The sequence below is a fragment of the Variovorax sp. LARHSF232 genome, assembly GCF_052871435.1.
Genome location: NZ_JBIXJS010000004.1, coordinates 166,485 through 191,764 on the forward strand (window position 1 = coordinate 166,485; position 25,280 = coordinate 191,764).

At 68.2% G+C, this 25,280-nt stretch carries 29 protein-coding genes and 1 riboswitch; of the genes, 9 read left to right on the forward strand and 20 right to left on the reverse strand.

Translation table 11 applies throughout. From position 1 onward, the window contains the following. Positions 1–7 precede the first annotated feature (7 nt). Positions 8–1,069 (reverse strand): efflux RND transporter periplasmic adaptor subunit, encoded by a 1,062-nt coding sequence (locus ACIPRI_RS12970; protein WP_446621862.1) that lies wholly within the window; start codon positions 1,067–1,069, stop codon positions 8–10. Between the two features lie 80 nt (positions 1,070–1,149). Here ACIPRI_RS12970 and ACIPRI_RS12975 point away from each other — a divergent pair, with 80 nt between their 5' ends. From ACIPRI_RS12975 to ACIPRI_RS12990, 4 genes are read left to right on the forward strand one after another with little or no spacing between them, the layout of a single operon-like run. Beyond that, positions 1,150–2,583, forward strand: a complete 1,434-nt coding sequence (locus ACIPRI_RS12975) for a TrkH family potassium uptake protein (RefSeq protein ID WP_446621863.1) — start codon at positions 1,150–1,152, stop codon at positions 2,581–2,583. Continuing rightward, the gene (locus ACIPRI_RS12980) at positions 2,576–3,247 is read left to right on the forward strand and encodes a potassium channel family protein (protein ID WP_446621864.1); all 672 of its coding nucleotides are present in this window, start codon (positions 2,576–2,578) and stop codon (positions 3,245–3,247) included. Before ACIPRI_RS12975 ends, ACIPRI_RS12980 begins: the two co-directional genes overlap by 8 nt. A gap of 7 nt (positions 3,248–3,254) precedes the next feature. Beyond that, on the forward strand, positions 3,255–4,181 hold the full coding sequence (locus tag ACIPRI_RS12985; protein ID WP_446621865.1) for a DUF72 domain-containing protein: 927 nt from the start codon (positions 3,255–3,257) through the stop codon (positions 4,179–4,181). Between the two features lie 39 nt (positions 4,182–4,220). After that, a complete protein-coding gene (locus ACIPRI_RS12990) occupies positions 4,221–4,454 on the forward strand; it encodes a hypothetical protein (protein ID WP_446621866.1) in 234 nt (77 codons plus the stop codon). 8 nt (positions 4,455–4,462) lie between these two features. Here ACIPRI_RS12990 and ACIPRI_RS12995 read toward each other — a convergent pair whose 3' ends face one another. The 4 genes from ACIPRI_RS12995 to ACIPRI_RS13010 are packed head-to-tail and all read right to left on the reverse strand — an operon-like array spanning position 4,463 to position 7,573. Next, on the reverse strand, positions 4,463–5,392 hold the full coding sequence (locus tag ACIPRI_RS12995) for a thiamine phosphate synthase (protein WP_446621867.1): 930 nt from the start codon (positions 5,390–5,392) through the stop codon (positions 4,463–4,465). Continuing rightward, complete coding sequence (locus tag ACIPRI_RS13000; protein WP_446621868.1) at positions 5,389–6,222, reverse strand: thiazole synthase; 834 nt, start codon at positions 6,220–6,222, stop codon at positions 5,389–5,391. Before ACIPRI_RS13000 ends, ACIPRI_RS12995 begins: the two co-directional genes overlap by 4 nt. A gap of 17 nt (positions 6,223–6,239) precedes the next feature. After that, positions 6,240–6,437: a sulfur carrier protein ThiS gene (gene thiS, locus ACIPRI_RS13005; protein ID WP_446621869.1), complete on the reverse strand. Its 198-nt coding sequence runs from the start codon at positions 6,435–6,437 to the stop codon at positions 6,240–6,242. Continuing rightward, entirely contained in the window at positions 6,434–7,573 is a 1,140-nt protein-coding gene (locus ACIPRI_RS13010; RefSeq protein ID WP_446621870.1) for an FAD-dependent oxidoreductase, read from the reverse strand. The genes thiS and ACIPRI_RS13010 overlap by 4 nt, the downstream gene beginning before the upstream one ends. Before the next feature lie 44 nt (positions 7,574–7,617). On the opposite strand from ACIPRI_RS13010, the gene thiD reads away from it, so the two are divergent. After that, the gene (gene thiD, locus ACIPRI_RS13015) at positions 7,618–8,505 is read left to right on the forward strand and encodes a bifunctional hydroxymethylpyrimidine kinase/phosphomethylpyrimidine kinase (RefSeq protein ID WP_446621871.1); all 888 of its coding nucleotides are present in this window, start codon (positions 7,618–7,620) and stop codon (positions 8,503–8,505) included. On the opposite strand, the gene ACIPRI_RS13020 is transcribed toward thiD, so the two are convergent. From ACIPRI_RS13020 to ACIPRI_RS13060, 9 genes are all read right to left on the reverse strand, one after another. Further along, a complete protein-coding gene (locus ACIPRI_RS13020; protein WP_446621872.1) occupies positions 8,444–9,781 on the reverse strand; it encodes a purine-cytosine permease family protein in 1,338 nt (445 codons plus the stop codon). The two genes, thiD and ACIPRI_RS13020, sit on opposite strands and share 62 nt — an antisense overlap. A gap of 82 nt (positions 9,782–9,863) precedes the next feature. After that, positions 9,864–9,967, reverse strand: a riboswitch (TPP riboswitch). A gap of 45 nt (positions 9,968–10,012) precedes the next feature. Then, positions 10,013–10,609 carry a phosphatase PAP2 family protein gene (locus ACIPRI_RS13025; RefSeq protein WP_446621873.1) on the reverse strand — a complete coding sequence of 199 codons (597 nt, stop codon included), beginning with the start codon at positions 10,607–10,609 and terminating at the stop codon, positions 10,013–10,015. 70 nt (positions 10,610–10,679) lie between these two features. Beyond that, complete coding sequence (locus ACIPRI_RS13030) at positions 10,680–11,747, reverse strand: NAD(P)/FAD-dependent oxidoreductase (RefSeq protein ID WP_446621874.1); 1,068 nt, start codon at positions 11,745–11,747, stop codon at positions 10,680–10,682. After that, the gene (gene fdxA / locus ACIPRI_RS13035) at positions 11,705–12,034 is read right to left on the reverse strand and encodes a ferredoxin FdxA (protein ID WP_446621875.1); all 330 of its coding nucleotides are present in this window, start codon (positions 12,032–12,034) and stop codon (positions 11,705–11,707) included. The genes ACIPRI_RS13030 and fdxA overlap by 43 nt, the downstream gene beginning before the upstream one ends. A 69-nt stretch (positions 12,035–12,103) precedes the next feature. After that, on the reverse strand, positions 12,104–13,429 hold the full coding sequence (locus ACIPRI_RS13040; RefSeq protein WP_446621876.1) for a sulfate adenylyltransferase subunit 1: 1,326 nt from the start codon (positions 13,427–13,429) through the stop codon (positions 12,104–12,106). A gap of 1 nt (position 13,430) precedes the next feature. After that, positions 13,431–14,384 carry a sulfate adenylyltransferase subunit CysD gene (gene cysD / locus ACIPRI_RS13045; protein WP_446621877.1) on the reverse strand — a complete coding sequence of 318 codons (954 nt, stop codon included), beginning with the start codon at positions 14,382–14,384 and terminating at the stop codon, positions 13,431–13,433. Positions 14,385–14,403: 19 nt separating this feature from the next. Beyond that, the gene (locus tag ACIPRI_RS13050; RefSeq protein ID WP_446621878.1) at positions 14,404–15,024 is read right to left on the reverse strand and encodes a phosphoadenosine phosphosulfate reductase domain-containing protein; all 621 of its coding nucleotides are present in this window, start codon (positions 15,022–15,024) and stop codon (positions 14,404–14,406) included. Next, positions 15,021–15,422, reverse strand: coding sequence for a DUF934 domain-containing protein (locus ACIPRI_RS13055; protein WP_446621879.1), 402 nt, complete (start codon positions 15,420–15,422; stop codon positions 15,021–15,023). The genes ACIPRI_RS13050 and ACIPRI_RS13055 overlap by 4 nt, the downstream gene beginning before the upstream one ends. Continuing rightward, positions 15,419–17,215: a nitrite/sulfite reductase gene (locus ACIPRI_RS13060; RefSeq protein ID WP_446621880.1), complete on the reverse strand. Its 1,797-nt coding sequence runs from the start codon at positions 17,213–17,215 to the stop codon at positions 15,419–15,421. Before ACIPRI_RS13060 ends, ACIPRI_RS13055 begins: the two co-directional genes overlap by 4 nt. A gap of 296 nt (positions 17,216–17,511) precedes the next feature. On the opposite strand from ACIPRI_RS13060, the gene ACIPRI_RS13065 reads away from it, so the two are divergent. Then, complete coding sequence (locus ACIPRI_RS13065; protein ID WP_446621881.1) at positions 17,512–18,681, forward strand: HPP family protein; 1,170 nt, start codon at positions 17,512–17,514, stop codon at positions 18,679–18,681. A gap of 12 nt (positions 18,682–18,693) precedes the next feature. Here the strand turns inward: ACIPRI_RS13065 and ACIPRI_RS13070 are convergent, their stop codons facing one another. Continuing rightward, positions 18,694–18,939 (reverse strand): hypothetical protein, encoded by a 246-nt coding sequence (locus ACIPRI_RS13070; RefSeq protein WP_446621882.1) that lies wholly within the window; start codon positions 18,937–18,939, stop codon positions 18,694–18,696. On the opposite strand from ACIPRI_RS13070, the gene ACIPRI_RS13075 reads away from it, so the two are divergent. From ACIPRI_RS13075 to ACIPRI_RS13085, 3 genes are read left to right on the forward strand one after another with little or no spacing between them, the layout of a single operon-like run. Then, positions 18,925–19,959 (forward strand): methionine ABC transporter ATP-binding protein, encoded by a 1,035-nt coding sequence (locus ACIPRI_RS13075; RefSeq protein WP_446621883.1) that lies wholly within the window; start codon positions 18,925–18,927, stop codon positions 19,957–19,959. The genes ACIPRI_RS13070 and ACIPRI_RS13075 overlap by 15 nt on opposite strands. Next, positions 19,949–20,614, forward strand: a complete 666-nt coding sequence (locus tag ACIPRI_RS13080) for a methionine ABC transporter permease (RefSeq protein ID WP_446621884.1) — start codon at positions 19,949–19,951, stop codon at positions 20,612–20,614. The genes ACIPRI_RS13075 and ACIPRI_RS13080 overlap by 11 nt, the downstream gene beginning before the upstream one ends. A gap of 32 nt (positions 20,615–20,646) precedes the next feature. Then, complete coding sequence (locus ACIPRI_RS13085; RefSeq protein ID WP_446621885.1) at positions 20,647–21,450, forward strand: MetQ/NlpA family ABC transporter substrate-binding protein; 804 nt, start codon at positions 20,647–20,649, stop codon at positions 21,448–21,450. Positions 21,451–21,456: 6 nt separating this feature from the next. Here the strand turns inward: ACIPRI_RS13085 and sorU are convergent, their stop codons facing one another. The 5 genes from sorU to ACIPRI_RS13110 all read right to left on the reverse strand — a co-directional run bounded on the left by sorU (position 21,457) and on the right by ACIPRI_RS13110 (position 25,252). Continuing rightward, positions 21,457–21,813 (reverse strand): SorU family sulfite dehydrogenase c-type cytochrome subunit, encoded by a 357-nt coding sequence (gene sorU / locus ACIPRI_RS13090; protein ID WP_446621886.1) that lies wholly within the window; start codon positions 21,811–21,813, stop codon positions 21,457–21,459. Further along, positions 21,810–23,045, reverse strand: coding sequence for a SorT family sulfite dehydrogenase catalytic subunit (gene sorT / locus ACIPRI_RS13095; protein ID WP_446621887.1), 1,236 nt, complete (start codon positions 23,043–23,045; stop codon positions 21,810–21,812). The genes sorU and sorT overlap by 4 nt, the downstream gene beginning before the upstream one ends. Before the next feature lie 54 nt (positions 23,046–23,099). Beyond that, a complete protein-coding gene (locus ACIPRI_RS13100) occupies positions 23,100–23,711 on the reverse strand; it encodes a hypothetical protein (protein ID WP_446621888.1) in 612 nt (203 codons plus the stop codon). A 1-nt stretch (position 23,712) separates the two neighbouring features. Then, entirely contained in the window at positions 23,713–24,258 is a 546-nt protein-coding gene (locus ACIPRI_RS13105) for an RNA polymerase sigma factor (protein WP_446621889.1), read from the reverse strand. Positions 24,259–24,331: 73 nt separating this feature from the next. Further along, positions 24,332–25,252, reverse strand: a complete 921-nt coding sequence (locus ACIPRI_RS13110; protein ID WP_446621890.1) for a transglutaminase family protein — start codon at positions 25,250–25,252, stop codon at positions 24,332–24,334. Between the last annotated feature and the right edge of the window lie 28 nt (positions 25,253–25,280).

The window sequence follows — 25,280 nt, forward strand, 5'->3', positions numbered from 1 at the left end:
TTTCGCTTCAGGGCTTGGACGCGGCGGGCGAGGGCGCCGCGGCCGGCGCTGGACGTCCGTGTGCGCGCCGCCCTTCGCGCAGCGAATCGGTCGGGGCGAGCACCACTTGCTCGCCCTCGGCCAGGCCCGACCGGATCTCGGTGCGCTCGCGCCCGGCCGCGCCCTTTGTCACTGGGCGCTTGCGCAGCCGGCCGTCCTGCAGCAGCCAGACGAGATCGCTCTGCAGCGCGCGGTTGGGCAGCAGCAGGGCGTCGTCGCGGCGCGCCACCACGATATTGGCGTCCATCGTCATGCCGGTGCGCAGCGGCCCGGCGGTGACCGGCGGCGCGTCCTGCAGCTGGATGCGCACCCGGTAGCTGCGCGAGACCGGGTCGCCCTTGGGCGTGATCTCGGCCACCCGGCCCTCGAACAGGCGGCCGGGCAGGGCGTCGCCGCGCAAGCTGACCTGCTGGCCGATCTGCACCCGCGCGATGTCTTCCTCGTCCACCTCTGCCGTGACCCGCAACGGCGCGCAGCAGGCCAGGCTGAACACCGCCTGGCCGGCCGGCACGAACTGGCCGGCTTCGCCGTCGCGCCGCAGGATGATGCCGTCGGCCGGCGCCACCAACTGACTGTAGTCGCGCTGCGCCTGCGCCCGGCTGGCCGCCGCCTGGGCCGCCTGCAGCTCGCTGCGTGCGCGGTCCACCTCGGCCTGCGAGACGAAGCGTTGCGCCGCCAGTTGCCGGCTGCGCTCGTACTGGGCGCGGGCCAACTGCTCGCGGGCGCGCATCTCGCGCACCGTGTGCTCCAGGTCGTCCGATTCCAGGCGGGCCAGCAATTGGCCGCTGCGCACCTGCTGGCCTTCCTCGGCCTCGATGGCCAGCAGCCGCGCGCCGACGCGCGGCGCCACCGGCACCATCACCGTGGGCTCCACCGTGCCGGTGGCGTACACCGCCTCGATGGCGGGGCCTCGCACGGGCTGCACCGTCTCGACGCGCAGCGGCCATGCGCGCCAGGCATAGGCGGTAGCCAGCGCGGCCAGCAGGGCGAGGCCGACGGCGAGGGTCTGCGTTCTGGCCGATGCGCGCATCGCTGTCTTTATCGCACGAAGTGCGCCTGCTGTTGTCGACGTGGCCGCGGTACGTGGCGCGTAGACTCGCGCCCTCCGTCATGAACCAGCGACTGCTTCATCCTTCGTCCGTGCTGGCGCTGGCCTTCCTGGCCGCCATCGCGATCGGCACCTTGCTCCTGATGCTGCCCCTTTCGCAGGCGCAAGGCGAGGGCGCTCCCTGGCTCACCGCCCTGTTCACCGCGACCTCGGCCGTTTGCGTGACCGGGCTGGCGGTGGTGGACACCGGCACCTACTGGTCATCGTTCGGGCAATGGGTGATCCTGGGGCTGTTCCAGCTGGGCGGCTTCGGCATGATGACCTCGGCCACCTTGCTGGGCGTGCTGGTGAATCGCCAGCTGGGCCTGCGCAGCCGGATCCTGCTGCAGGCCGAGACCCATTCGCTGGCCCTCGGCGACGTGCGCAGCGTGGCGCGGGTGGTGCTGGCCGTCACCGTCAGCGTCGAGGCCGCGATGGCCTTGCTGCTGGCCCTGCGCTTTGGCCTGGGCTACGACATGCCCTGGCGCGAAGCGCTGTGGCAGGGGCTCTTTCATTCGGTCTCGGCCTTCAACAACGCCGGCTTTTCGACCTGGGGCGACAGCGTGATGCGCTTTGTCGGCGACGCGATGGTGCTCGGACCGCTGGCGCTGGCCATCGTCATCGGCGGCCTGGGGTTTCCGGTGCTGCATGAGATCCAGATGCGGCTTCGCTGGCGCCGCTCCCAGGCGCTGCTGGTGGCGCGGGCACGGCCGGCTTCGCCACGCCGCGTGCGCAAGCTGTTCAGCCGGACCCATCTGGACGCTGGCCTGCAAGCCCGGCCGGTGGCCTCGATCCACATGGTGCTCACGCTGTGGGGAACGGCCTTTCTTCTGGTGTTCGGCACGCTCGTCCTCCTGCTGGCGGAGTTTGACAACCCGGGCACGCTGGGGCCGCTGGGCTGGCCGCAGAAGGTGATGGCGGCGCTGTTCACCTCGGTTTCGGCGCGCACGGCGGGCTTCAACGCGATCGACATCGGCCGCTTGAGCGTGGAGTCGCTCAACCTGCACTACCTGCTGATGTTCATTGGCGGCGGCAGCGCGGGCACGGCCGGCGGCGTGAAGATCACCACCTTCTTCGTGCTGATGCTGGTGGTGTGGAACGAAGTGCGCGGCCACCAGGACGTGGAGTTCCGGTCGCGCCGCATCAGCACCCAGGCGCAGCGGCAGGCGCTGTCGATCCTGGTGCTGAGCGCCGGGGCGATCGTGGTTGCCACCCTGGCCCTGGTGCCGATGACCACCCTGGCCTACGAGAAGGTGCTGTTCGAGGTGATCTCGGCGTTTGCGACGGTGGGCCTGTCCACCGGCATCACCGCGCAGCTGCCGCCGGCGGGGCAGTGCATCCTGATCGTCCTGATGTTTGTCGGCCGCGTCGGCGTGGTGACCTTGGCCGCCGCGATGGCCGCCAGCCACAATCGGCGCGCCTATCGCTATCCAGAGGAGAAACCAATTGTTGGGTAATGCAACCGGAGCAGGCGGCGACAGCGTCGTCATCATCGGGCTGGGCCGCTTCGGCAGCAGCGTGGCGCAGGCACTGCATGAGCTTGGCCACGATGTGCTGGCCGTGGATGAAAGCGCCGATGCGGTGCAGGAGCTGGCCGGCAGCATCGGCCACGTGGTGCAGGCCGACGGCACCGACATCGAAACCCTCAAGCAGCTGGGGGTGCACGAGTTCCGCCATGCGGTGGTGAGCATGGGCCAGAACCTGGAGGCCAGCGTGCTGACGGTGCTCAATCTGAGCCAGTTGGGCGTGAAGGACATCTGGGCCAAGGCCAACAACCCACAACACGGGCGCATCGCCGAGCGGGTGGGGGCGCACCACGTGGTCTACCCCGAACACGACATGGGCCAGCGGGTGGCGCACCTGGTGACCGGCAAGATGATCGACTTCATCGAGTTCGAAGACGACTTCGCCATCGCCAAGACCCGCGCCCCGGCCGAGACCCATGGCAAGACCCTGGCGCAATCGAATGTGCGCCAGCGCCACGCCGTCACGGTGGTGGGCATCAAGCGCCGGCACCTGGACTTCATCTATGCCCAGGCGGACACCAAGGTCGAGCCGGGCGACCTGCTGATCGTGGCCGGGCCGACGCGCGAGATCGAGCGCTTCGCGGCGCGGGTGTGAGCACGCCATGGGCATTCTGGTTGGTACCGCCTCCTGGACCGACAAGACCCTGATCGATTGCGGCCGCTTCTATCCGCGGGAAGCGAAGACGCCGGAGTCGCGCCTGCGCTACTACGCCTCGATCTTTTCCATGGTGGAGGTCGACTCCAGCTACTACGCGATTCCCGCCCCGTCCACCGCGCAGGCCTGGGCAGATCGCACGCCCGACAACTTCGTTTTCAACGTGAAAGCGTTCCGGCTCTTCACTGGCCATCAGACGCAGTTCATGGTGCTGCACAAGGACATCCAGCAGGCTCTTGCACCGCTCGGACTTCCGCGCAACTTCTACTACCGCGACGTGCAGCAGGAGATCCGGGCCGAGCTGTGGCGACGCTTTCACGAGGCGCTGGCGCCGCTGCGGGCGGCCGGCAAGATGGGCCTGGTGCATTTCCAGTTTCCGCCCTGGCTGATGCGCAACCGCGAAGGGGTGGCCCATGTCACCCACTGCATGGAGCAGATGGCCGGACAGGTGGTGAGCATCGAGTTTCGCCACGCCTCCTGGCTCGACACGGAGGAGCACCGCAAATCCACGCTGGCGCTGCTGCGCGAACTGGCCGCGGTGCACACCGTGGTCGATGGGCCGCAGGGCTTTGCCAACAGCGTGCCCATGCTGGCCGAGGCCACGCACCCGGACTACGCGCTGGTGCGCCTGCACGGCCGCAATGCGGCCACCTACAACATCAAGGGCGCCGCCTCGGCAGCCGAGCGTTTCGACTACGACTACAGCGAGGCCGAGTTGCGCGAGCTGGCGGCCGAGATCGTGCGTATCGCCTACAAGGTGCGCAACACGCACGTGGTGTTCAACAACTGCGACGAGGACAAGGGCCAGCGCAACGGCATTTCGATCATGAAGCTGTTCGAGCAGATGCCGACGCCATTGTTGGCGTCCCGGTAGAAGCTGTAGCGGGCCAGCACCGCTATAGTGCACGTGCCCATGTCCCTGGTCCTGTTGCACAAACTGTCGATGGTGGAGTTGCCGGTTGCCGTATCGGTCGGCGACGACGTCGACGGCCTTCGCATCCTGAAGATCGCGGGCCATGTAAGGGCGGAGATTCCGCAGCCGGTGCGCACGCTGTCGGGCTACGACCAGCCGCCGGCGGTGGCGCTGGCCATCACGCCGCTGGGCCGGCAGATGCTGGAGCGCTTTCCCCTGCGCCCGGGCGCCTGAGAGTCTGATCAGCTGCGCGCGCCTTCGATCGCGGCTTGCCAGCGCGCCGCGGTGCCTTCAGAATCTTGCGCCGTCACGATGGCGCGCACCACCGCCACCGAGCCGACGCCGGTGGCCAGCACCGCTTGCAGGCGTGCCTCGTCGATGCCGCCGATCGCCACCTGCGGGTAGCCGCGCGTGAGGCGCGCATAGGCGTCGAGCCGGGCCAGGCCCTGCGGGGCGGTGGCCATCTTCTTGAGCGTGGTGGGAAAGACCGCGCCCATCGCGATGTAGCTGGGGCTCACCGCATCGGCGCGCAGCATCTCCGCATAGCCATGGGTGCTGACGCCCAGGCGCAGCCCGGCCTGGCGGATCTGCTGCAACTCGTCTTGTGTCAGGGCGTCGAGGTCTTCCTGGCCCAGATGCACGCCGAAGGCGCTGGCCGCGATGGCACTGCGCCAATGGTCGTTGATGAAGAGCAGCGCCTGGGTGCCTCGCACGGCGTCGACCGCCGCGCGCACTTCGCGTTCGATGGCGGCGCTGTCCTCCGACTTGAAGCGCAACTGCACCGTCGGCACGCCGGCCCGTGCGCAGCGGCCGACCCAGGCCGCGTCGGGCAGCACGGCGTACAGGCCCAGGTTGGTGGGGCAGGGCGGGAAGGCGCCGGGGCGCTGCGCCGGCGGAAACGGCCCCATGCCGAAGTCGACGGGCGCCACCGGCCAAGCGGCAGCGTCGAAGCGGCCGGTGCGCAGGGTCTGCGCCTGCCAGGCGCGGCCCAGCACATCGGCATCGATCTCGATGAAGCCCAGGCGCAGGCAGGCGGCCTTGGCGGCGTGGTAGACCGCGTCTTCGCCGTTGTCGAGGCCTTGGGTTTGCGCCGTGTCGTCAATCGTGCCAAAGCGCTCGCCATGCGCCGCCACGATGGCTTGCGCCATCTGCTGTTGCTCGTTTTCGTTCATTGCTGTTGGGCGTGATGCCAGAAGGGTGTGCCAAGGACCGGCGTGCTGGGCTGGGCGGCCTCCTGCGCCGACATGGCGCCGGCCAGATAGGCGGTGCGGCCAGCGGCCACTGCGTCGGCAAAGGCGCCGGCCATCGCCACCGGGTCTTGCGCCAGGGCCACCGCGGTGTTGAGCAGCACGCCGTCGTAGCCCCACTCCATCACCTGGCAGGCATGCGAAGGCAGGCCCAGGCCGGCGTCCACCAGCAGCGGCACCGTCAGGCGCTCGCGCAGCAGGCGCAGCGCGTAGGGGTTGACGGGGCCGCGGCCGGTGCCGATGGGCGCGGCCCAGGGCATCACCGCCTGGCAGCCGACGTCGACCAGGCGCTGGCACAGCACCAGGTCTTCGGTGCAGTAGGGCAGCACATGGAAGCCCTCGCGCACCAGCCGTTCGGCGGCGCCGACCAGGTTGAGCGTGTCGGGCTGCAAGGTGTAGTCGTCGCCGATCAGCTCCAGCTTGATCCAGGGCGTGTCGAACAGCTCGCGCGCCATCTGGGCGGTGGCGATGGCTTCTTCTGCACTGTGGCAGCCGGCGGTGTTGGGCAGCACCGGCACCTTGAGCGCGCGCAGCATGTCCCAGAAGCCGTTGTCGCCGCCGGCCGACCCCGCGCTGCCGGCGGCGGCGGTCTGGCGGCGCAGCGAGGCCGTGAGCATGGCGGGGCGGGCGCGGCGCACCGCGGACTCCAGCACATCGGGCGAGGGGTAGCGCGCGGTGCCCAGCAGCAGGCGGCTGTCGAAGGCCTGGCCGTACAGGACCAGCGTGTCGTTGTCTTTTTTGGGAGTGGTGGTCATGCCTGTCTTTCAGCCTTTCAGCCGCCCGTGACGGGGCGGATTACTTCGATGCGGTCGTCAGGTTGCAGCACGCGTGCCGGGTATTGCGAGCGCGGGACGAACTCGCGGTTGACGGCCACGGCAAAGGGCGGCGTGGCCTGGATGGCCTGCAGCGCATCGGGGAGCCGGGCGTTCGGCGCCAGCTCGTGCGGGGTGTCGTTGATCAGGACCTTCATGGTGTCGTTGTCTCGAGGATCATTTTGTCCAGCGCGCGCATGCCGGGCAGGCCGAAGTGCGCGGCCAGCGGCGAGCGGCCTTCCTGCAGCAGCTCCAGCACGATGTCGAGCACGGCCGGCGCGATCATGAAGCCGTGCCGGTACAGGCCATTGACCTGCAGCATGCGCGGACCGCACAGGCGCGCGTCCGGAAGGTTGTCGGGCAAGGTGGGCCGGCACTGGGTGGCGATCTCCACGATGCGCGCCTCCGCAAAGCCGCTGTGCACCGCGTAGGCCGCCGACAGCAGCTCGAGGGTGGAGCGCACGCTGGCGGGCGACATGTCCTCCGATTCGATCTCGGTGGCGCCGATCACGTACAGATCGCCCGGCTTGGGCGCGATGTAGAGCGGATAGCGCGGGTGCACCAGGCGGGTCGGGCGGGTGAGGCGAACCTCGGGCGCATGCACCCGGATCACCTCGCCGCGCACGCCGCGCAGCTGCCGCCACTGCGGCCGGGCGCCCAGGCCGCGACAGTCGATCACCCAGTCGGGCTGGCCGGGCGTGCCGGGGCGGAAATCCCCGGGCTGGCGCGCCGATTGCCAGTGCAGAGCGACATTCGGCAAAGCCTGCAGGGTGGCCAGCAGCGAAACCAGCAGCGCGCGGTTGTCCAGCTGCCCTTCCTGCGGCAGGAAGAGGCCTTGCGCAAAGCGGGTGCCCAGCGAGGGCTCCAGCGCGGCGATGCCGGCGGCGTCGATGGACTGCATGGCCGGCAGCTCGGGCACCGCCTGGCAGGTGCCCTGCAGCACGCGCGCCAGGCGCTGGGCCTCGGCCGCATCCTGCCGATGCCACAGCACCAGCGTGCCTTCGCGCTGGAAGAACACCGGCTCGGCCAGCGTGGCCAGCAGTTGCGGCCAGCGCGTCAGCGCGTGGTGGCCCATGCGCACCAGCGGCGCCGGCGCCACCGCCGATTCGGCCAGCGGCGCCAGCATGGCGGCCGCCACGCGCGCGGCCGCGCCTTCGGCGTCGCTGCTGCCGGCTTCGTGCAGGGCGACCTTGCAGCCCGCCTGCGCCAGGGTGACGGCGAGCAGGCGCCCCATCAGGCCGGCGCCGAGGATGGCAACGGATTCGAAGGGCAGGGCGAGCGAAGAAGAATTCATGGCCTCAGCAGGACGCATTCGTTGCGTGACAGATAATTTTGCGCATGAGCACCCCTCAATTTTCCAGCGCGACGCCAGCCCCAGGGACCCGCGGCACGCGCTACGCGCGAGTCCTTTCCATCGCGGGCTCCGACAGCGGCGGCGGCGCCGGCATCCAGGCCGACCTGAAGACCTTCGCGGCCCTCGGCTGCTACGGCATGACCGCCATCACCGCGCTCACGGCGCAGAACACGCAGGGCGTGCGCGGCATCCATGCGGTGCCGCCGCAATTCCTGAAGGCGCAGATCCAGGCCGTGGTGGAAGACATCGGCGTCGATGCCGTCAAGCTGGGCATGCTGCATGCGCCCGAAGTGGTCGAGGTGGTGGCCTGGGCCATCGACCACTACCAGCTGCCCAACGTGGTGCTGGACCCGGTGATGGTGGCCACCAGCGGCGACCGCTTGATCGCCGCCGAAACGGTGGACGGCCTGGTGCGCCAGTTGTTCCCGCGCGCCGTCGTGATCACGCCCAATCTGGACGAAGCGGCCTTGCTGATCGGCCACCCGATCGAGGCCGCGCATGCGCTCGAGGCCGCGGCCGAAGAGCTGCTGCAGCTTGGCGCGCGCGCCGTGCTGCTCAAGGGCGGCCATCTGCCCGGCGACGAGGTGGTGGACCTCCTGGCCCAGCGCGGGGGTCGTTCGCTGCGCCTGGCCTCGGCGCGCATCGCCAGCCGCAACCTGCATGGCACCGGCTGCACCTTGTCGTCGGCCATTGCCGCGCACCTGGCGCTGGGCGCGCAATTGCCCGAGGCGGTGGCCAGCGCACGCGCCTATGTCATCGGCGCCATGGAGGCGGGTGCGGATGTGCAGGTCGGCCACGGCCACGGCCCACTCAACCACGGCTTTGCGCCAGTACCGTCGCACCGCCTGCCGCCGACGGCGACGGGCGCGTAAGCCAGGCCAGCACCAGTGTCGTCAGCAGGGCCGGCAGGGCAGAACCCCATTGTGGCGCCAGCTTGCCGCAGGCGTGATAGACCACGATGCCAGCCACCCAGATCAGGGCGGCGCTCCAGTCGATGCGGCGCTCGCGCTGCACCGCCCAGCCGCTGCCCGTGCCCAGCCGGCCCAGGATCACGCCGTAGAGCGGCACGAAGACCGAACTGAGCAGCAGCAGGAAAGGCTCCAGGCTGTGCATCGGCAGCACCAGCGCCAGTGCGATGCACAGCAGAGCGATGGCCAGGCCCCAGCGGCGCACGTTCCAGCGCGGCAGCAGGCTGTGGGAGGAGACGGCGCCCGAATACACGTCGCCATAGGCGTTGTCGAGCTCGTCGACGAGGATCAGGCCCAGCGCAATCAGGCCGCCCTGGGCCAGCAGCAGCGCCATCACCAGCGAGGTGCCCGGCTCGGCCACGCTGACCACCATCACGCCCAGGGCATAGCACCAGACGTTGGCCAGGGCGTAGCCCAGCCAGGTGCCGCTGAAAGCACCGCCGCGCGCGCCGCGCTGGCCGTGGCGCGCGTAGTCGGCCACCAGCGGCAGCCAGGACACCGGCATGGCGATCACCAGGTCCAGCGCGCTGAACAGGCCCATGGCGCCGTTGCCGGGACGCGACCAGAAGGCGTCCCAGCCCTGCGCCTGCAGGCGGGTGGCGAACTGCCAGGTCAGCCAGACGAGCGAGAGCACCACCAGCGGCAGCCCGAAGCGGCTGACGAAGCGGCGCACCAGCTTCACCATGGAGCCGGCCAGCAGGGCCAGCAGCACGGCGCCCCACAGCAGCGTGGTGAGCAGGGTGCCGGTGGCGCCGTCGAAGGCGAAGCCGAAGGCCTGCTTGCCGATGGCCTGCGTGCCTTCGCGCATGATCACCAGCTCGAAGGTGGTCCAGCCCACCAGCTGAACGATGTTGAGCACCACCGGCAGCCGCGCAAAGGCGCTGCCGTAGGTGCGGTGCATCAGCCCGGCACTGGCCAGGCCGCTTTCGCAGCCGATGCGTGCCGTCCAGGCCAGCAGCCCCGCACCGACGATGGAGCCGAGCACGATGGCGATCACCGCCTCGCGCGTGCCCACGGCCGGCACCAGGTAGGCGCCGACCTGCATCACCAAGAGGCCCACGCCCAGGCTGAACCACAGCGAGAGGTGGTCGTGCCAATGGAAGACGCGGGCGCTGTCGGCCAGCGGCGTCAATGCCTCGTTGGCGGCCGGGGCCGCCTGGTTTTCATGTGAAAGTGCCATTCAATTGCTCCAAGATCCGCAAATGCTTGGCAGGTGGGCAAGGGCCCGGAGCAAAGGCCGGCAATGAGAGAAGTCGAGACGGCCACCGGAGCACCAGCTTCCCTGCGCGAGGATTACCTCAATCAGGTTCAAAGGGTTTTTTCTCAGCCGTCACGGCAAGCCGCAGCGACACCCCTAGCGAATGGGCATTGTAGGCGTTTGTGACAATTGGCGGCGGGCCCGCCCGCACCCTCAGCGCGGGTGCCGCGGCGGCAGCTCGGCGAGTACCGCGTCTGCCGCGCCGCTTCGCAAGGCGCGTGCCTTGCGCACGGCGGCGGTCGCACGGCTGACCAGCAGGTGCAGCGCAGTGGCGAGCACCAGCGCCAACAAGAAGCCGGCCGCGATATCAAGGGGGAAATGAACGCCTGCGTAGATCCGTCCCCAGGCCGTGAGGCCCGCCAGCACGGTTGCGCCCAGCGCAGCCCAGCGCAGCGAAGGGCGCAGCCAGAGCATCAGCGCCACGGTGAACATCACGGTGGCGTGGGCACTGGGCAAGCCGCCACGGGCGCCATGCGGAATGCGCGGTGCGCCCAATCCAACCATGTAGGGGCGGCCAAAGCCCAGGTTGTCGGCCAGCGAGTGGGCCAGGACCGAGGCCAGCGCAGCCGCCAGCACGATGGCGCAGGCATACACGCGGTCTTTGGGATGGCGCAGGATCACCCAGGCGACCAGCACGGCGCACAGGCTGGCGCCGTGCGCGGCAAACCAGAGGAGCAGGCCGGAGGGATCGCTGGCCGAGCTGATCCAGTCATAAAAGGCCAAGTTGAGCGCCTGCATCAGCACCATCATGCACGAGTGACATGAACGGGGGATGAATCTGCCATGACGCGGTCATGGCAATCGGGGGTGCCCCGGGGCTTCAGTGCTTGGCGACGCCCAGCAATTCGTGCAGTCGCGTGCTGGTGGTGGTGTACTGCAACGGAACCGCCTTGTCGGGGAAGACGATCTCGGTGGCGGCCCAGGCCGCCAGCGTGGCTTCGTGAAAGCCGCAGACGATCAGCTTCTTCTTGCCCGGGTAGCTGTTGATGTCGCCCACGGCAAAGACGCCGCGCTCGCAGGTCTGGTATTTCTCGGTGTCCACCGGCAGCTGCTTGCGCGCCAGTTGCAGGCCCCAGTCGGCGATGGGGCCCAGGCGCGGCGAGATGCCGGGATAGGCGAGCCAGGCATCCAGTTCCAACGTCAGGGTCTGGGCATCCGGCGTGGCGATCTGCAGATGGCGGCCATCGAAAGCCTGCGGCTGGCCGATGGCCAGGCGAAGCGAGCCGTCGGAAATGGCTTCGCGGATCCGCGCCTGCGTTTCCTCTTCGGCCTGGAAGGCATCGCGCCGATGCAGCAAGGTGACGGCGCGCGCGCTGCCTGCCAGGGCCAGCGCGGCTTCCAGTGCCTCGTCGTCGCCGCCCTGCACCACGACCGACTGGCCGGCAAAGCGCTGCAGCGATTCGGGGTGATAGAAGAGTTGCGTGCCTTCGAAGGCTTCGAGGCCCGGCACCGCGATGTGCTTGGGCTGGAAGGCGCCGACGCCGGCGGCGATGAAGACCGTCTTGGCCAGAAAGGCGGTGCCGCGCGAGGTGCCCAGCAGCAAGCGGCCGTCCGGCTGGCGCGCCAGCGTGGCCACCTGCTGGCCGAAATGGAACTGGGGCGCAAAGGGTTCGAGCTGCCGCAGCAGCGATTCGACCAAACCGTTGCCGGTGGTCACCGGCGTGCCGGGAATGTCGTAAATGGGCTTGTCGCCGTACAGCTGCGCGCATTGGCCGCCGGCAAAGGGCAGCGCGTCGACCACATGGCAGGAGATCTCCAGCAGGCCCAGCTGGAAGACCTGGAACAGGCCGACCGGACCGGCGCCGATGACGAGCGCGTCGGTCTCGATCGGTGCGGTCAGCTTGCTCAGCGAACCAGCTCCGAGACCTTGCCGGTCTTGTCTTTCCACTCTTCGGCGTCAGGCAGCGCGGGCTTGCGCTTGGTGATGCTCTTCCAGCCGTCGGCCAGGGCCAGTTCGGCGTTGAGCTTGATGAAGGCGATCTGGTCGGCCGGCAGGTCTTCTTCGGCGTAGATCGCGTTGACCGGGCATTCGGGGATGCACACCGCGCAGTCGATGCACTCATCGGGGTCGATGACGAGCATGTTGGGGCCTTCGCGAAAGCAGTCCACCGGGCAGACATCGACACAGTCGGTGTACTTGCAGCGGATGCACGATTCGGATACGACGTGAGTCATTGGTCTTCTGACGCCAAGTTTGAATGCGGGGGAAACCCTGATTTTACGGTCTTGCAGAAATTGCGCGAATCAGCGGACCAAGACCGCGGCGGCGGTGCGGTGGGAGGCGGTATCGACCAGCACCATGGAGCCCAGGGCACGCGACTGCGCAAAGGGCCGCACGGCCAGTGGCTGCTGCAGGGTCAGCACCACGTCGCCGATGGAATTGGCTTCCAGCTTGTCGGCTTCTTCCGCATCCAGCGTGTTGATGTTCAGCCGGTCCACCACCCGCGCCACCTTGGCCTTGACCCAGCGGTGGCCCTGCAGCGCCCAGTAGACGCGGCCGGCCAGCAGCGGCTCGTCGTCCAGCCAGGCCAGGGTCACGGTGATTTCGCGTGCCGGCTCGAAGGCGTCGGGCGCCAGCAGCCAGTCGCCGCGCGATACGTCGACCTCGCGGTCCAGCACGATGCCGGCGCTGTGGCCCGCATGCACGATCTTTGGGTTGCGCGCATGGTCCAGCACCTGGGCCACGGTGGCCGTTTGGCCGCTGGGCAGGATGCTGATGCGCTGGCCCGGCTCGACATGGCCGCTGGCCACACGGCCCCAGAACACGCGGCGGCCGCGCGAGGTGTCGGCGGACGCAGAGAACTTCTCCACCCACTGCACCGGGAAGGCAAGGGGCACGGCCTCGTCCTGCGCCGTCACCGGCAGCGCTTCCAGCACTTCCAAAAGGCTCGGGCCCTCGTAGCCGCACCAGTCGGCATGGCGGGTGGCCACGTTCCAGCCCTTGAGGGCCGAGACCGGCACGGTGGCGGCGACCTTCACGCCGGCGGCTTCCGCAAAATCGTCCAATGCGCCGGAGATGCGTTCGAGTGCCAGCGCGGCATCAGGCACTGCGTCCAGCTTGTTGATGGCGAACACGATCGACTGCACGCGCAACAGGTGCGCCAGCAGCGTGTGGCGGCGGGTCTGCGGCAACAACTCGCGCTTGACCACTTCGCCTTCGTCGACCTGGCTGGCCCAGGGCAGCTTGGTGGCGTCGACCAGCACCACGGCGGCGTCGGCGCTGGAGGCGGCCGTCACCATGTTGCGGGTGTACTGCTCGTGGCCCGGCGCGTCGCCGATGATGAACTTGCGCTTGGCCGTCGAGAAATAACGGTAGGCGACGTCGATGGTGATGCCCTGTTCGCGCTCGGCCGACAGGCCGTCGGTGAGCAGCGCCAGGTCAGTCTCGCCGCCGCGCTGCACGCCGGCCAGCTGGTCTTGCAGCACCGTCTTGCTGTCCACCAGCAGGCGGCCGATGAGCGTGCTCTTGCCGTCGTCCACGCTGCCGCAGGTGATGAAGCGCAGGGCGGTGCCGGTATCCACTTGCGCGCCCGCGGTGCCGTCGATCTCGTTCAAGGTGGTCGCGTCCATGTCAGAAGTACCCGTCTTTCTTGCGCTTCTCCATGGAAGCTTCGGAAGTCTTGTCGTCCATGCGGGTGGCGCCGCGCTCGCTGACGTCGGCCGCCAGCGTCTCGATCACCACGTCGCCGGCGTCGGCCGCCAGGCTGTCCACCGGGCAGGTGCAGGTGATGTCGCCCACGGTGCGAAAGCGCACGTCGCGCACCTCGATCTGCTCGCCGTCCTTGGGCGGCGTCAGCTCGGTCACCGGCACCAGGAGGCCGCGGCGCTCCACCACTTCACGCTTGTGCGTGTAGTAGATCGAGGGCAGGGCGACGTTCTCGCGCTCGATGTATTGCCAGACGTCCAGCTCGGTCCAGTTGGAGATCGGGAACACGCGAAAGTGCTCGCCCGGGGCCAGGCGGGTGTTGAACAGGGTCCACAGCTCGGGGCGCTGGTCCTTGGGCTGCCATTGGCCGAAGCTGTCGCGGTGCGAAAAGATGCGCTCCTTGGCGCGCGCCTTTTCCTCGTCGCGGCGGGCGCCGCCGATCAGCGCGTCGAAACGGAATTCCTCGATGGCTTCCAGCAAGGTCACCGACTGGTGCACGTTGCGCGATTCCAGCGGATGCGACAGGCGCACGGTGCCGCGCTTCATCGAATCCTCGACGTTGCGCACGATCAGCTCGGCGCCCAGTTCCTTGGCGCGCTCGTCGCGAAAGGCCGTCACTTCCGGAAAGTTGTGGCCGGTGTCGATCATCAACAGCGGGTAGGGCAGTCGGCCGGCACCGAAAGCCTTCTCGGCGCACTTGAGCATCACCAGCGAGTCCTTGCCGCCGGAGAACAGCAGCGTGGGGCGCTCGAAGGCGGCGGCGACTTCGCGCAACACGAAGATGGTTTCTTCCTCGAGCGCGTCGAGGTGTGTATTGGAAAGGCGCGCGGGTGAGTGCATCGAAGGTGACAGCAGTTCGTGTTCGGTACGTGCGTTCATGTGATTTGTCCGCGACGCTTCAATGCGCCAGGTGCAGGCCGCATTCGCGGTTGTCTTCGCCCTTGGTCGGGTCGACGTAGTCGAAGTTGTTGGGCAGTCCATGGGCCTGGCAGTACTCGTGCAGGTCCTTGGCGCTCCAATGCAGCAGTGGCGCAACCTTGATCAGCCCATCCGGGTTGATGCTGACCGGGTCCATCTGCGCGCGCACAGCGGTGTCGGTGGCCCGCAGCGCGGTGAACCACACCTGCGGCGCGGTTTCGCGCAGGGCGCGTGCGAAGGGCTCCAGCTTCACTTCCTCCGTGAAGGCGGCATGTCGCGGGTCGTCGAGCGCCGGCGCCGGGCCGTCCACCGCCTCGCGGTGCGCGCGCGAGCGGCGCGGCAGGTAGATCTGGAGGTTGAGCTTGAGGAGTTTCGCCAATTCATCGGCGAAGCGGTAGGTGGCCTCGGTGTTGTAGCCGTTGTCCATCCAGACCACCGGCACGTCGGGCCGAGCGCGCGTGACCATGTGCAGGATCACTGCCTCGAAGGGCCGAAAGTTGGTCGTGACGATGGCAGGCCGGCCCAGGCCGAAGGCCCAGTCCACCAGGCCCTGGGCGTTCTTGCCCAGTTCGGCGTTGATCAGTGCGAGGTCGATGCTCATGTGGAGGAGGCCTCCACGAAGTGCGGCGCCGTGTGAACGGCATCGCCCTGGTAGAAGGCGGCGAAGCGGTCGAACTGGCGCTGCGCATCGGATGCGTCCACGCCTTCCTTGAGAACGGCGCTGGAAAAGCCGGTGCGCTCCATCTGCACCAGCTGGTCGATCAGCACGTCGCCGGTGGCGCGGATGTCGCCCTTGAAGCCCAGGCGGCGGCGCAGCAGGAAGGCCTGGCTGTAGGCGCGCCCGTCGGTGAACTTGGGGAAGTTCAGGTCGATGCGCTCCACGTCTGCCAGGCACACCTCGATGGCCAGCGGATCGGCATCGTTGGGCAACGCAAGGACGTTGGGCGAGCCGTCGTCCACGTGCTCTTCGGCCGACAGGATTCGGAGATTGCGGTTCATGCTGCCACCTCCTCGGCCTTGGCAAAGCGCGCACCGTTGGCGGCCGCCTTGAAGGGGTCGATGCCGACGCGCTTGAGCGTGTCGATGAAGGTCTCGCGCCTGCCGTCCACGATGGCGCGGGTGTCGCGGTAGGTGCCCAGCACCGCCTCGATCACTTCCGGCACTTCGGCCGCCGAGAACGACGGCCCGACCACCTTGCCGGGCACGGCCGCGCCCGAGAGTGCGGAGCCGTCAGAGCCGCCCAGGGTCACCTGGTACCACTCCTTGCCGTCCTTGTCGACGCCCAGGATGCCGATGTGGCCGCTGTGGTGGTGGCCGCAGCTGTTGATGCAGCCGCTGATGTGCAGGTCGATCTCGCCCAGGTCGTCGAGCTCGTCCAGGTCTTGATAACGCTCGGTGATGGCTTCGGCGATGGGAATGGAACGCGCGTTGGCCAGCGCGCAGAAGTCGCCGCCGGGGCAGGCGATCATGTCGGTGAGCAGGTGCACGTTGGCGCTGGCAAAGCCGGCCTCGCGCGCTGCCAGCCACAGGGCGTGCAGGTCTTCCGCATGCACCCAGGGCAAGAGCAGGTTCTGATCGTGCGTGACGCGGGCTTCGCCGGCCGAGAAGCGGTCGGCCAGTCGCGCTGCCGTGTCGAGCTGGTCGGCCGAGGCGTCGCCAGGCGCTTGCAGGCGGCGCTTGAAGGACAGTGTCACGGCACGCAGCAGCGGGTTCTTGTGCGGCGCCACGTTGCGCTGCAGCCAGCGGGCGAACATCACGTCGTCAGCGGCCTGGGCGCGCAGCTCGGCCTCGGTTTCTTCCGGGCTCTGGTAGATGCGATTGGCCAGCTCCGGCGGCACGAAGGAGGCGGACACGCGGTCCAGCTCGGCCTGGCTGATGGTGTGCGGCGCGCCGTCGTGCTCGAGGATCTGCTTGTATTCCTCTTCCACGTCATCGATGTAACGCTGGCCTTCGGCCTTCACCAGGATCTTGATGCGGGCCTTGTAGATGTTGTCGCGCCGGCCGTAGCGGTTGTAGACCCGGATCACCGCTTCCAGGTAATTCATGATCTGGTACCAGGGCAGGAACTCGCGCAGCACGGTACCGATGATCGGCGTGCGGCCCATGCCGCCGCCCACGCGCACCTGGAAGCCCAGCTCGCCGGCTTCGTTCTTCAAGAGCTTCAGGCCGACGTCATGCCAGCCGGTGGCGGCGCGGTCTTCATCGGCGCCGGTGATGGCGATCTTGAACTTGCGCGGCAAAAAGGCGAACTCGGGATGCAGCGTGCTCCACTGCCGCATGATCTCGGCGTAGGGGCGCGGGTCGGCCACCTCGTCCACCGCAACGCCGGCGCGCTCGTCGCTGGTGATGTTGCGGATGCAGTTGCCGCTGGTCTGGATGCCGTGCATGTCGACCGAGGCCAGCAGCTCCATCACGTCAGCCGACTTCGCCAAAGGAATCCAGTTGTACTGGACGTTCTGGCGCGTCGTGAAGTGTGCGTAGTGAGTCGGGAGCTTGTGCGTGCCCAGCGCGCCTTGCGTTTCGAGCGCCTTCTTGTAGACCTCGGCCTCCGGCTCGTCGTATTCGCGGGCGATTCTTGCCAGCACGCGCAACTGGGCGCTGGAGACTTCGCCATAGGGCACGGCCACGCGCAGCATGGGCGCATAGCGCTGCACATACCAGCCGTTCTGCAGGCGCAGGGGGCGGAACTCGTCTTCGGAGATCCGGCCCTTTTGCCAGCGCTCGAGCTGGTCGCGAAATTGCGCAGCGCGCTGGTGCACGAACTGGCGATCGAATTCTGTGTATTGGTACATCGTGAAGAGTCTTGCTTGGCAACAACAAAGCGCTGTCCCGCCGGAGGTCTGCAAAGCGAGAAGCGACTTTAGAAGTCAGGCTTATGGAAACAAACTATTTTTTGGTTCGCGCCTTATTCGGATAAGCATATTCGCCAGCATCCATGCGGCCTGCAGGCCGATGGACCGGGCTTTGCGGATAAGCCAAAAGCCCATAAGCACAGGGGCGTTTCGATATGACGCGGCGGCGATTCTAGGGATGCCGTCGGTGCGGCCTGCAACAATGACGCACCATTTCGATGCATCGCCACACGCCCATGAGCTCTTCGCCCGCTGCGCAGACCTTGCCTGCAAAAAGAACAACCTTCGATAGGCTGCGCGCCTTCAAGCCCGCACCCCTGGCCGTCGATGGCCGCGAGCGGCTGCGCGTGGCCGCCGGCGCCTTTCTCGGCATCCTCGTCACCGCGGCCCTGTGCCGCCTGCTGGGGCTCGGCGCGCAAGCCACCTGGATCGTGGCGCCGATGGGGGCCAGCGCCGTGCTGGTGTTCGGCGTGCCGGCCAGCCCCCTGGCCCAGCCGTGGGCGGTGGTGGCGGGCAACACGGTTTCGGCGCTGGTGGGCATTGCCTGCGCGCGCTGGATCGGCCCGGTGGATGTCGCGGCGGCATCGGCCGTCGGCCTGGCCATCGGCCTCATGTTCGTGCTGCGCTGCCTGCATCCGCCCGGCGGTGCCAGTGCGCTGATGATGGTGCTGGCCGGTGTGACCGACCCGACAGCGGCGCTGGCGCCGGTGCTGCTCAATTCCGTGCTGCTGGTGACGGTGGGCCTGGCCTGGAACAACGCCACCGGCCGGCGCTATCCGCACGCGCAGAGCGCGGGGGTCGGCGGCGCCACGACCGCCACCGAAAGCGATCTGGACGCGGCCCTGGCCCGCTACAACCAGATCCTGGACGTGCCGCGCGACGACTTGCTGGCCCTTCTGGGCCAGACCCGGCTGGCCGGCTACCAGCGCATGCTGGCGCAGACGCGCTGCGCCGACGTGATGTCGCGCAAGGTGGTCACCGTCTCCTTTGGCACGCCGCTGCAGGACGCCTGGGAGCTGCTGCGCGCCAAGCGCATCAAGGCGCTGCCGGTGGTGGACCGGGTCGAGCGGGTGGTCGGCATCCTGACTTTGGCGGACTTCCTGAACGCGGCCGACCTGGACCTGCACGAAGGCTTCGAGTCCAAGCTCAAGCGCCTGATCCGCTGGAGCTCCACGGTGAATTCCAGCAAGCCCGAAGTAGTGGGCCAGATCATGACGCGGCGGGTGCGGGTGGCCACCGCCGACAAGCCGCTGGTGGACCTGGTGCCGCTGTTCGGCAGCACCGGCCACCACCACATTCCGATCGTCGACGAGGACCAGCGCCTGGTGGGCATCCTCACGCAGTCGGACCTGGTGGCGGCGGTGTTTCGCGCCGAGCGCGAAGGCGATGCCGCGGTCCCGGCATAAGCATCGAATTTTTTATTCGTTCGCTTTTTGCACCGGCGCCTTCAAAATGCGCGGCATGAGTTTCATCCCACGCACCTTGCTGCGAATGTGCACGACGCACTGTCGTTGTCGCGTCTGAGTCGAGCGCGCCAGGCCGCGCTCCTCTTTTTCTTTCCTCCTCCCGTCACGTGCTGGCTTCTTCGAGCCAGACGCAGGCAGTGCCATTCGGCCTGCCGCTTCAAAAACAAGAAAGCGTTTTCTTTCATGATCGAACTGCAAGGCATCCACCAGGCCTACGGCGAACATGTCGCGCTGCGCGGAATCGATCTCAAGGTCGAGCCCGGCGAAGTGTTCGGCATCATCGGCCGCAGCGGCGCGGGCAAGAGCTCGCTGGTGCGCACCATCAACCTCTTGAACCGGCCCACCGCGGGCAAGGTGATCGTCGGCGGCCGCGAGCTCACGGCGCTGTCGGATGCGAAGCTGCGCGAGGCGCGGCGCGAGATCGGCCTCGTCTTCCAGCACTTCAACCTGCTGTCGTCGCGCACCGTGGCGCAGAACGTGGCGCTGCCGCTGGAACTGGCGGGCGTGCCTTCGCAAGAGATCAGGAAGCGCGTCGACGAACTGCTGGACCTGGTCGGCCTGGCCGCCATGCGTGACCGCTTTCCGGCGCAGATCAGCGGCGGCCAGAAGCAGCGCGTGGGCATCGCGCGTGCCCTGGCGAATCGCCCCAAGGTGCTGCTGTCCGATGAAGCGACTTCGGCCCTGGACCCGGAAACCACCCGCTCAATTCTCGGCCTGTTGAAGCAGATCAACCGCGAGTTTGGCCTGACCGTGCTGCTGATCACACACCAGATGCAGGTGATCAAGCAGGTGGCCGATCGCGTGGCCGTGATCGACGCCGGGCTGATCGTGGAGCAGGGCCCGGTGATCGACGTCTTCACCCGTCCGCAACATGCCACCACGCGCAGCCTGATCGAGGAGATCGTGCCGCAGGCGCTGCCTGAAAGCGTGCTGGCGCGCATCCGCGCCCTGATGACGAGCGACCAGCCCGGCGAGCACAGCCAGCTGCTGCGCCTGGCCTTTGCCGGCAACGGTGCCGACCGGCCGCTGTTGTCCGACGTGATCCGCGACCACGGCATCGACCTGTCCATCGTGCATGGCCAGGTCGACGAGGTGCAGGGCCAGCCCTTTGCATCGCTGGCCGTGTTCGCCCGCGGCGCGCGCGACAAGCTCGGCGCCGCCACCGCGCAACTGCGCGGCGCCGGCGTGCTGGTGGAGGAGGTGGCCCATGCTGGATAACTTCACCCCCGCCATGCTCGAGCTCTTTGCCAGCTCGCTCGGGGAAACGCTGCTGATGGTCGGCATCTCCGGCGTCGTGGGTTCGGCCCTGGGCATTCCGCTGGGCGTGCTGCTGCGCCTGACGGACCAGGCCGGCGTGCTGCAGAACGCGGGCCTGAACCGCGTGCTGGGCGGCATCGTCAACGCGGTGCGCTCCACGCCTTTCATCATCCTTCTGGTGGCGATCATTCCATTCACGCGCTTCATCACCGGCTCGTCGATCGGCACCTTTGCCGCCGTCGTGCCGCTGACCATCGCCGCCGCGCCCTTCATCGCGCGGCTGGTGGAGACCTCGCTGCGCGAGGTGGACCATGGCCTGATCGAAGCGGCGCAGGCCATGGGCGCCAGCACCTCGCAGATCGTCTTCAAGGTGCTGCTTCCCGAGGCGCTGCCGGGCATCGTGGCCGGCTTCACCATCACCCTGGTGAGCCTCACCGGCTACTCGGCCATGGCCGGCGCCATCGGCGGCGGTGGCCTGGGCGACCTGGGCATCCGCTACGGCTACCAGCGCTTCCTGCCGGAAATCATGCTGGCCGTGGTGCTGGTGCTGATTCTTTTCGTGCAGGTGCTGCAAAGCCTGGGCGACTGGGCCGTCCGCCGCATCAGCCATAAATGAATCCCTCTCGACAAAATCAAGGAAGAAAGATCATGAACATCAACAAGCGCAAGCTCCTGCAATCCACCCTGGCACTGGCCTTGGCCGCCACCTTCAGCACGGGTCTGCTGGCCCAGGACAAGCCGATCAAGGTCGGTGTCACCGCCGGCCCGCACGCCCAGATCTTCGAGCAGGTGAAGAAGGTCGCCGAGCGCGACGGCCTGAAGATCCAGGTGATCGAGTTCAGCGACTACGTGCAGCCCAACGCCGCGCTGGCCGCCGGCGACCTGGACGCCAACAGCTACCAGCACAAGCCGTATCTCGACCAGCAGGTGAAGGACCGCGGCTACAAGTTCGTGTCGGTGGGCTACACCGTCAACTTCCCCATCGGCCTGTATTCGAAGAAGGTGAAGAACCTCAAGGACCTGAAGGAAGGCGCGCGCTTCGGCATCCCGAACGACCCGACCAACGGCGGCCGCGTGCTGCTGGTGCTGCAGGACCAGGGCCTGATCAAGCTCAAGCCCGGCGCCGGCCTGAAGGCCACGCCGCTGGACGTGGTGGAGAACCCGAAGAAGCTGAAGTTCATCGAGCTCGACGCCGCGCAGCTGCCGCGCTCGCTGGATGACCTGGATGCTTCGGCCATCAACACCAACTACGCACTGTCGGCAGGCCTCAACCCCGCCAAGGACGCCATCGCGCAGGAAAGCGCCAAGAGCCCCTACGTGAACCTGCTGGCGGTGCGCGAGGCCGACCAGAGCAAGCCCTGGGTCGCCAAGCTGGTCAAGGCCTACCAGTCGGATGAGATCCGCAAGTACATCCAGACCGAGTTCAAGGGCGCGGTGCTGGCGGGCTTCTAATAAAAGCTACTTGGCGGCCCCGGTTGCCTTCGCGACGTACGACGCCAGCGCCGCGATCTGCTTGTCGTCGAGCTTGCCCGTGTACGACGGCATCTGGCCGATGCCGTTGCGCAAGGCGGCCGCCACGCGGGCGGCATCCGGCTTCAACTCGTCCAGCACCGGGCCCACCTCGCCCTTGGCGCCCGCATCTTTCAGGGTGTGGCAAACAGCACAGGCCGGCACGCTCCCCTTGTTGAACAGTTCCTTGCCCAGCTTGAGCATCGCCGCGTCGTCGGCCGCCCATGCGCTGGCCGCGGCCAGGCTCGTCAGAGCGATGCAGCCCGCGCGGACAAGCGCGCCTCGATCGAAAGAAAAGCGGCTCATGCCACGCTCACTTTCACGGCGTGATCCGCCCAGCTCGTGTTGTTGTAGCCGCCCGCGTTTTCCACGCGCTGCTCCGGCTGCACGTTGCCGGCCGTATCCGTCGCGCGGCTGACCAGGGTGTGGCTGCCGGCCGGCAGGCGCGCCGCCAGCACGAACTGGCGCCAGGCATAGCGCCCGAGGTCGGGGCCGACGAGGCGAGCCTGCGTCCAGCGCTTGCCGCCGTCCACCGAGACCTCGACCTTGGCCACCGGGTGCAGGCCGCCGAAGGCGACCCCGTGGATCTGCGCATCACCGGCTGCGACGGGCTTGCCGTCCGTGCCCGGGCCGTTGATCCACGACTTGACGCTCATCTCCTGGACCGAGGGCTGCGACGGGTCGCCCTTGCCGCCCGGCGGCGAGATGCGGTAGCCGTGCGACATGATCTTCGCGTCGCTTTCCTGCGCGGTGAATGCCAGGCGCTTGACATATTTGATGTTGTTGACGCCGGTGTAGCCCGGCACGATCAGGCGCAGCGGCCCGCCGTGCGCCAACGAGATCGGCGCGCCGTTCATCTCCCAGGCCAGCAGGGCATCGGCCATGGCCGCGGCGGGCACCGAGCGCTCGACGATCACGCTTTTCGGGTCCAGGCCCTCGGGCAATTTCTCGCCGCCGGTACCGGTCATGAAAGCCATGCCCTGGGCCATGCCGCCGAGGGCCTCGGCCACCCGGCGCACCGGCACGCCGCTCCAGACCACGCAGCCGGCCGCACCGACCTGCCAGGGCGTTCCGCTGGGCTTGCTGGGGAAGTAGCCGCGGCCGTTGCCCGAGCACTGCAGCACCATCGCCGTGGTCTCCAGGCCCATGCGCTTGAGTTCGCTCAAGGTCAGCGTGCGCGGGTTCTTCACGCCCTCGATCGAGATCTCCCAGGCCTCCCGGTCGGCCAGAATGGACGCGTCGGGCGCCGGCAGGTTGTTGCGAACGTACAGCTGTTCCGCCGGCGTCAGCACGCTGGTGCCGAATGCGCTGCGCCGGGTCTCGATGGTCGAGCTGCTGTGCACGATCATGCTCGACGAATCCTTCCAGCTCACGTAGGGCGGCAGCGGCTTGGACGCCGCGGTGGCGCCGGTTGGCGCGACGGCTTCGCCCGCAGCCGCGGCGCCTCGGCTCCAGCTGGCCAGGCCGGCCGCGGCCAGCGATGCGCCGCTGCCGACGAGCAGGTGCCGGCGTGGCAGGGAGATCGGATTGGGGTTCATTGCCTTGTCCTTGTGGGTGGTGTCATGCCTACGGAGATCATTGCTGCTGCGGGCTCATCCGGGCGCAGCTGCCGGGCTGCCCTGCAAGCTGGCCTGGGCGACGCCCAGCGCCTTCTGCTTTTGCGCGATGAGCAGCAGCGCCTTGCCTTCGCGCGAACGGATGACGCGCCAATGGACACCGCTCCACCAGCCGCCGCCGTCCTTCAGCGCGACCGGCCGGTCGAAGGCAAAGACCGTGACCATGCCGCCCTTCTCGAAGAAGGTGGTCAGGTGGTAGGCCAGATGGCCATCGATGTCGCAGGGCCGCATGAGCTGCGGATAGCCTGGCAGCGTTTTGGCCTGGCCCAGGCCGATCTGGGCCAGCAGTTCACTGGGGTCCATGAAGCTGCCGCGCAAGGTGCGTTCGTAATACTCGTGCTCGATGGCGTCGCGCACCAGCCCGGGCGGGCGCATCGCCAGCACGGCGCCCGTGCCGCTGGTGGCCAGCATCAGGGCGGCGATGGCGCGCTGCACGCCGCGCCGCGCCCACCACCGCGGGGGCTTGCGCAGCAGGTGGGGCGGCGGTTCGCCGGGCTCGAAGGACAGTGCCATTTCCGCGCGTGCGCGCAGGTCGAAGTCGCTGTCGGGCATGGCGGGAGCGGGGGCGGCGGGGGAATGGGTCGTCATGTCAAAGCTTTCGCAGATGCACCACGGCTGCACCTGGAAGGCTTGGAAGGGAAGCCTGCGGCCGCCTGAGGGGCCCGGTCATCGCCGCCTTCAACGCCTCGCGCGCACGCGCCAGGCGCGACAGCACGGTGCCCGGCGCAATTTCCAGGGCCTCGGCCATCCTCGCAGTGGGCATGTCGTCGAAGTAGTACAGCACCAGCACCTCGCGGTGGATCGGCGCGATGCGTGCCAGCGCCTTGACGACGTCCAGCCGATCGTCCAGGCGGGCATCGGGGGCGACTTGCTCGGCGAATTCGACGTCGTCGATCGAGATCGGTTGCGGCGTCAGGTGGCGAAAAGCACCGCGCCGCATGATCTGGAACAGCCATGCCCGCGCCGACTCGGCCTGCCGCAGCTGTGCCCGATGCCGCCAGGCCGCGGCAAAGCAGTCCTGCACCACGTCTTCGGCCAGCGCGCGCGAGCCGGTGAGCGCCCAGGCGCTGCGCAGGAGGAAACGGTAGTGCTCGCGCACCCAGGCGTTGTAGCGGGACTCGTCGGACTGGAACATCGTTGGATCAAAGAGCGCGAAGCCCTGAAACTCATTCCATGCCCTTGCTTGGGGCAAACCCTTGTAGGCAGCGTCAAGGCTCGACTTGGCGCACCTCCACCGTCGCCTCCATGCCCAGGTAGGCGCCCGGCTTGCCGTACCAGCTGCCCGACAGCGGCGATGCCTGCGCCGGGTCGCGTGCCACGGCCACGCGGATCAGCTGGGCGCTGCCCATGATGTTGTTGGTGGGATCGAAAGCGACCCAGCCGGCGCCCGGCAGGTAGGCCTGCATCCAGGCATGGGTGGTGCCGGCGCCGCTGGTCGGCGCCGCCTCGCTGCCGTCGGCGGCGTTGCTGCTCGGATCGAGCGCGGCGTCATACAGGTAGCCCGAGACAAAGCGCGTCGCGATGCCCAGGCGCCGCGCTGCTTCCATCATCAGGAGGGCGTAGTCGCGGCAACTGCCGCTGCCGCGCTCCAGGGTCTGCAGCGGCGTCTGCGTGCCTTCCTCATTGCGCACTTCGTACTTGAGCGATTGGCGAATGTGCGCGTTCATGCGGGCGAGCACGTCGCGGGTGCGCTTGGCCGAGCCGCCTTCGCCCTGCAGGAACTGCTGCGCCCAGCGGAGCAGCACGCCCTCGGGGTCGTCGTGGTGCGGGCGCAGGTAGCGCTCCAGGTCGACGTGGTCCTGCACCGAGTAGGCAAAGGGCAGGTACTCGGCGCTCGGGTCGAGCTCCAGCACCTCGTCCAGCGGCGCCGGCACCTGCTCGATGCGGAAGGAGCAGACAAACTTCAACTCGGTCGCCGGCTCCAGGGGCTGCACCAGTGCCACCGAGTTCGAATGCGGATCCTGGATCATGCGGATGCTGGCCTGCGGGCTCACTTGCAGGTCGGTGGCGAGCACGCGCAGGTCGTGGCTGTCGCGGGGCCTGAACATGACGCGGTGCAGGCCGAAAGTCACCGGCTCGCTGTAGCGGTAGGTCGTCGTGTGGGTGATGTCGTAGTGCAGGATTGGCATGCGGCCATTGTCGACCCTGAAAGAGTCG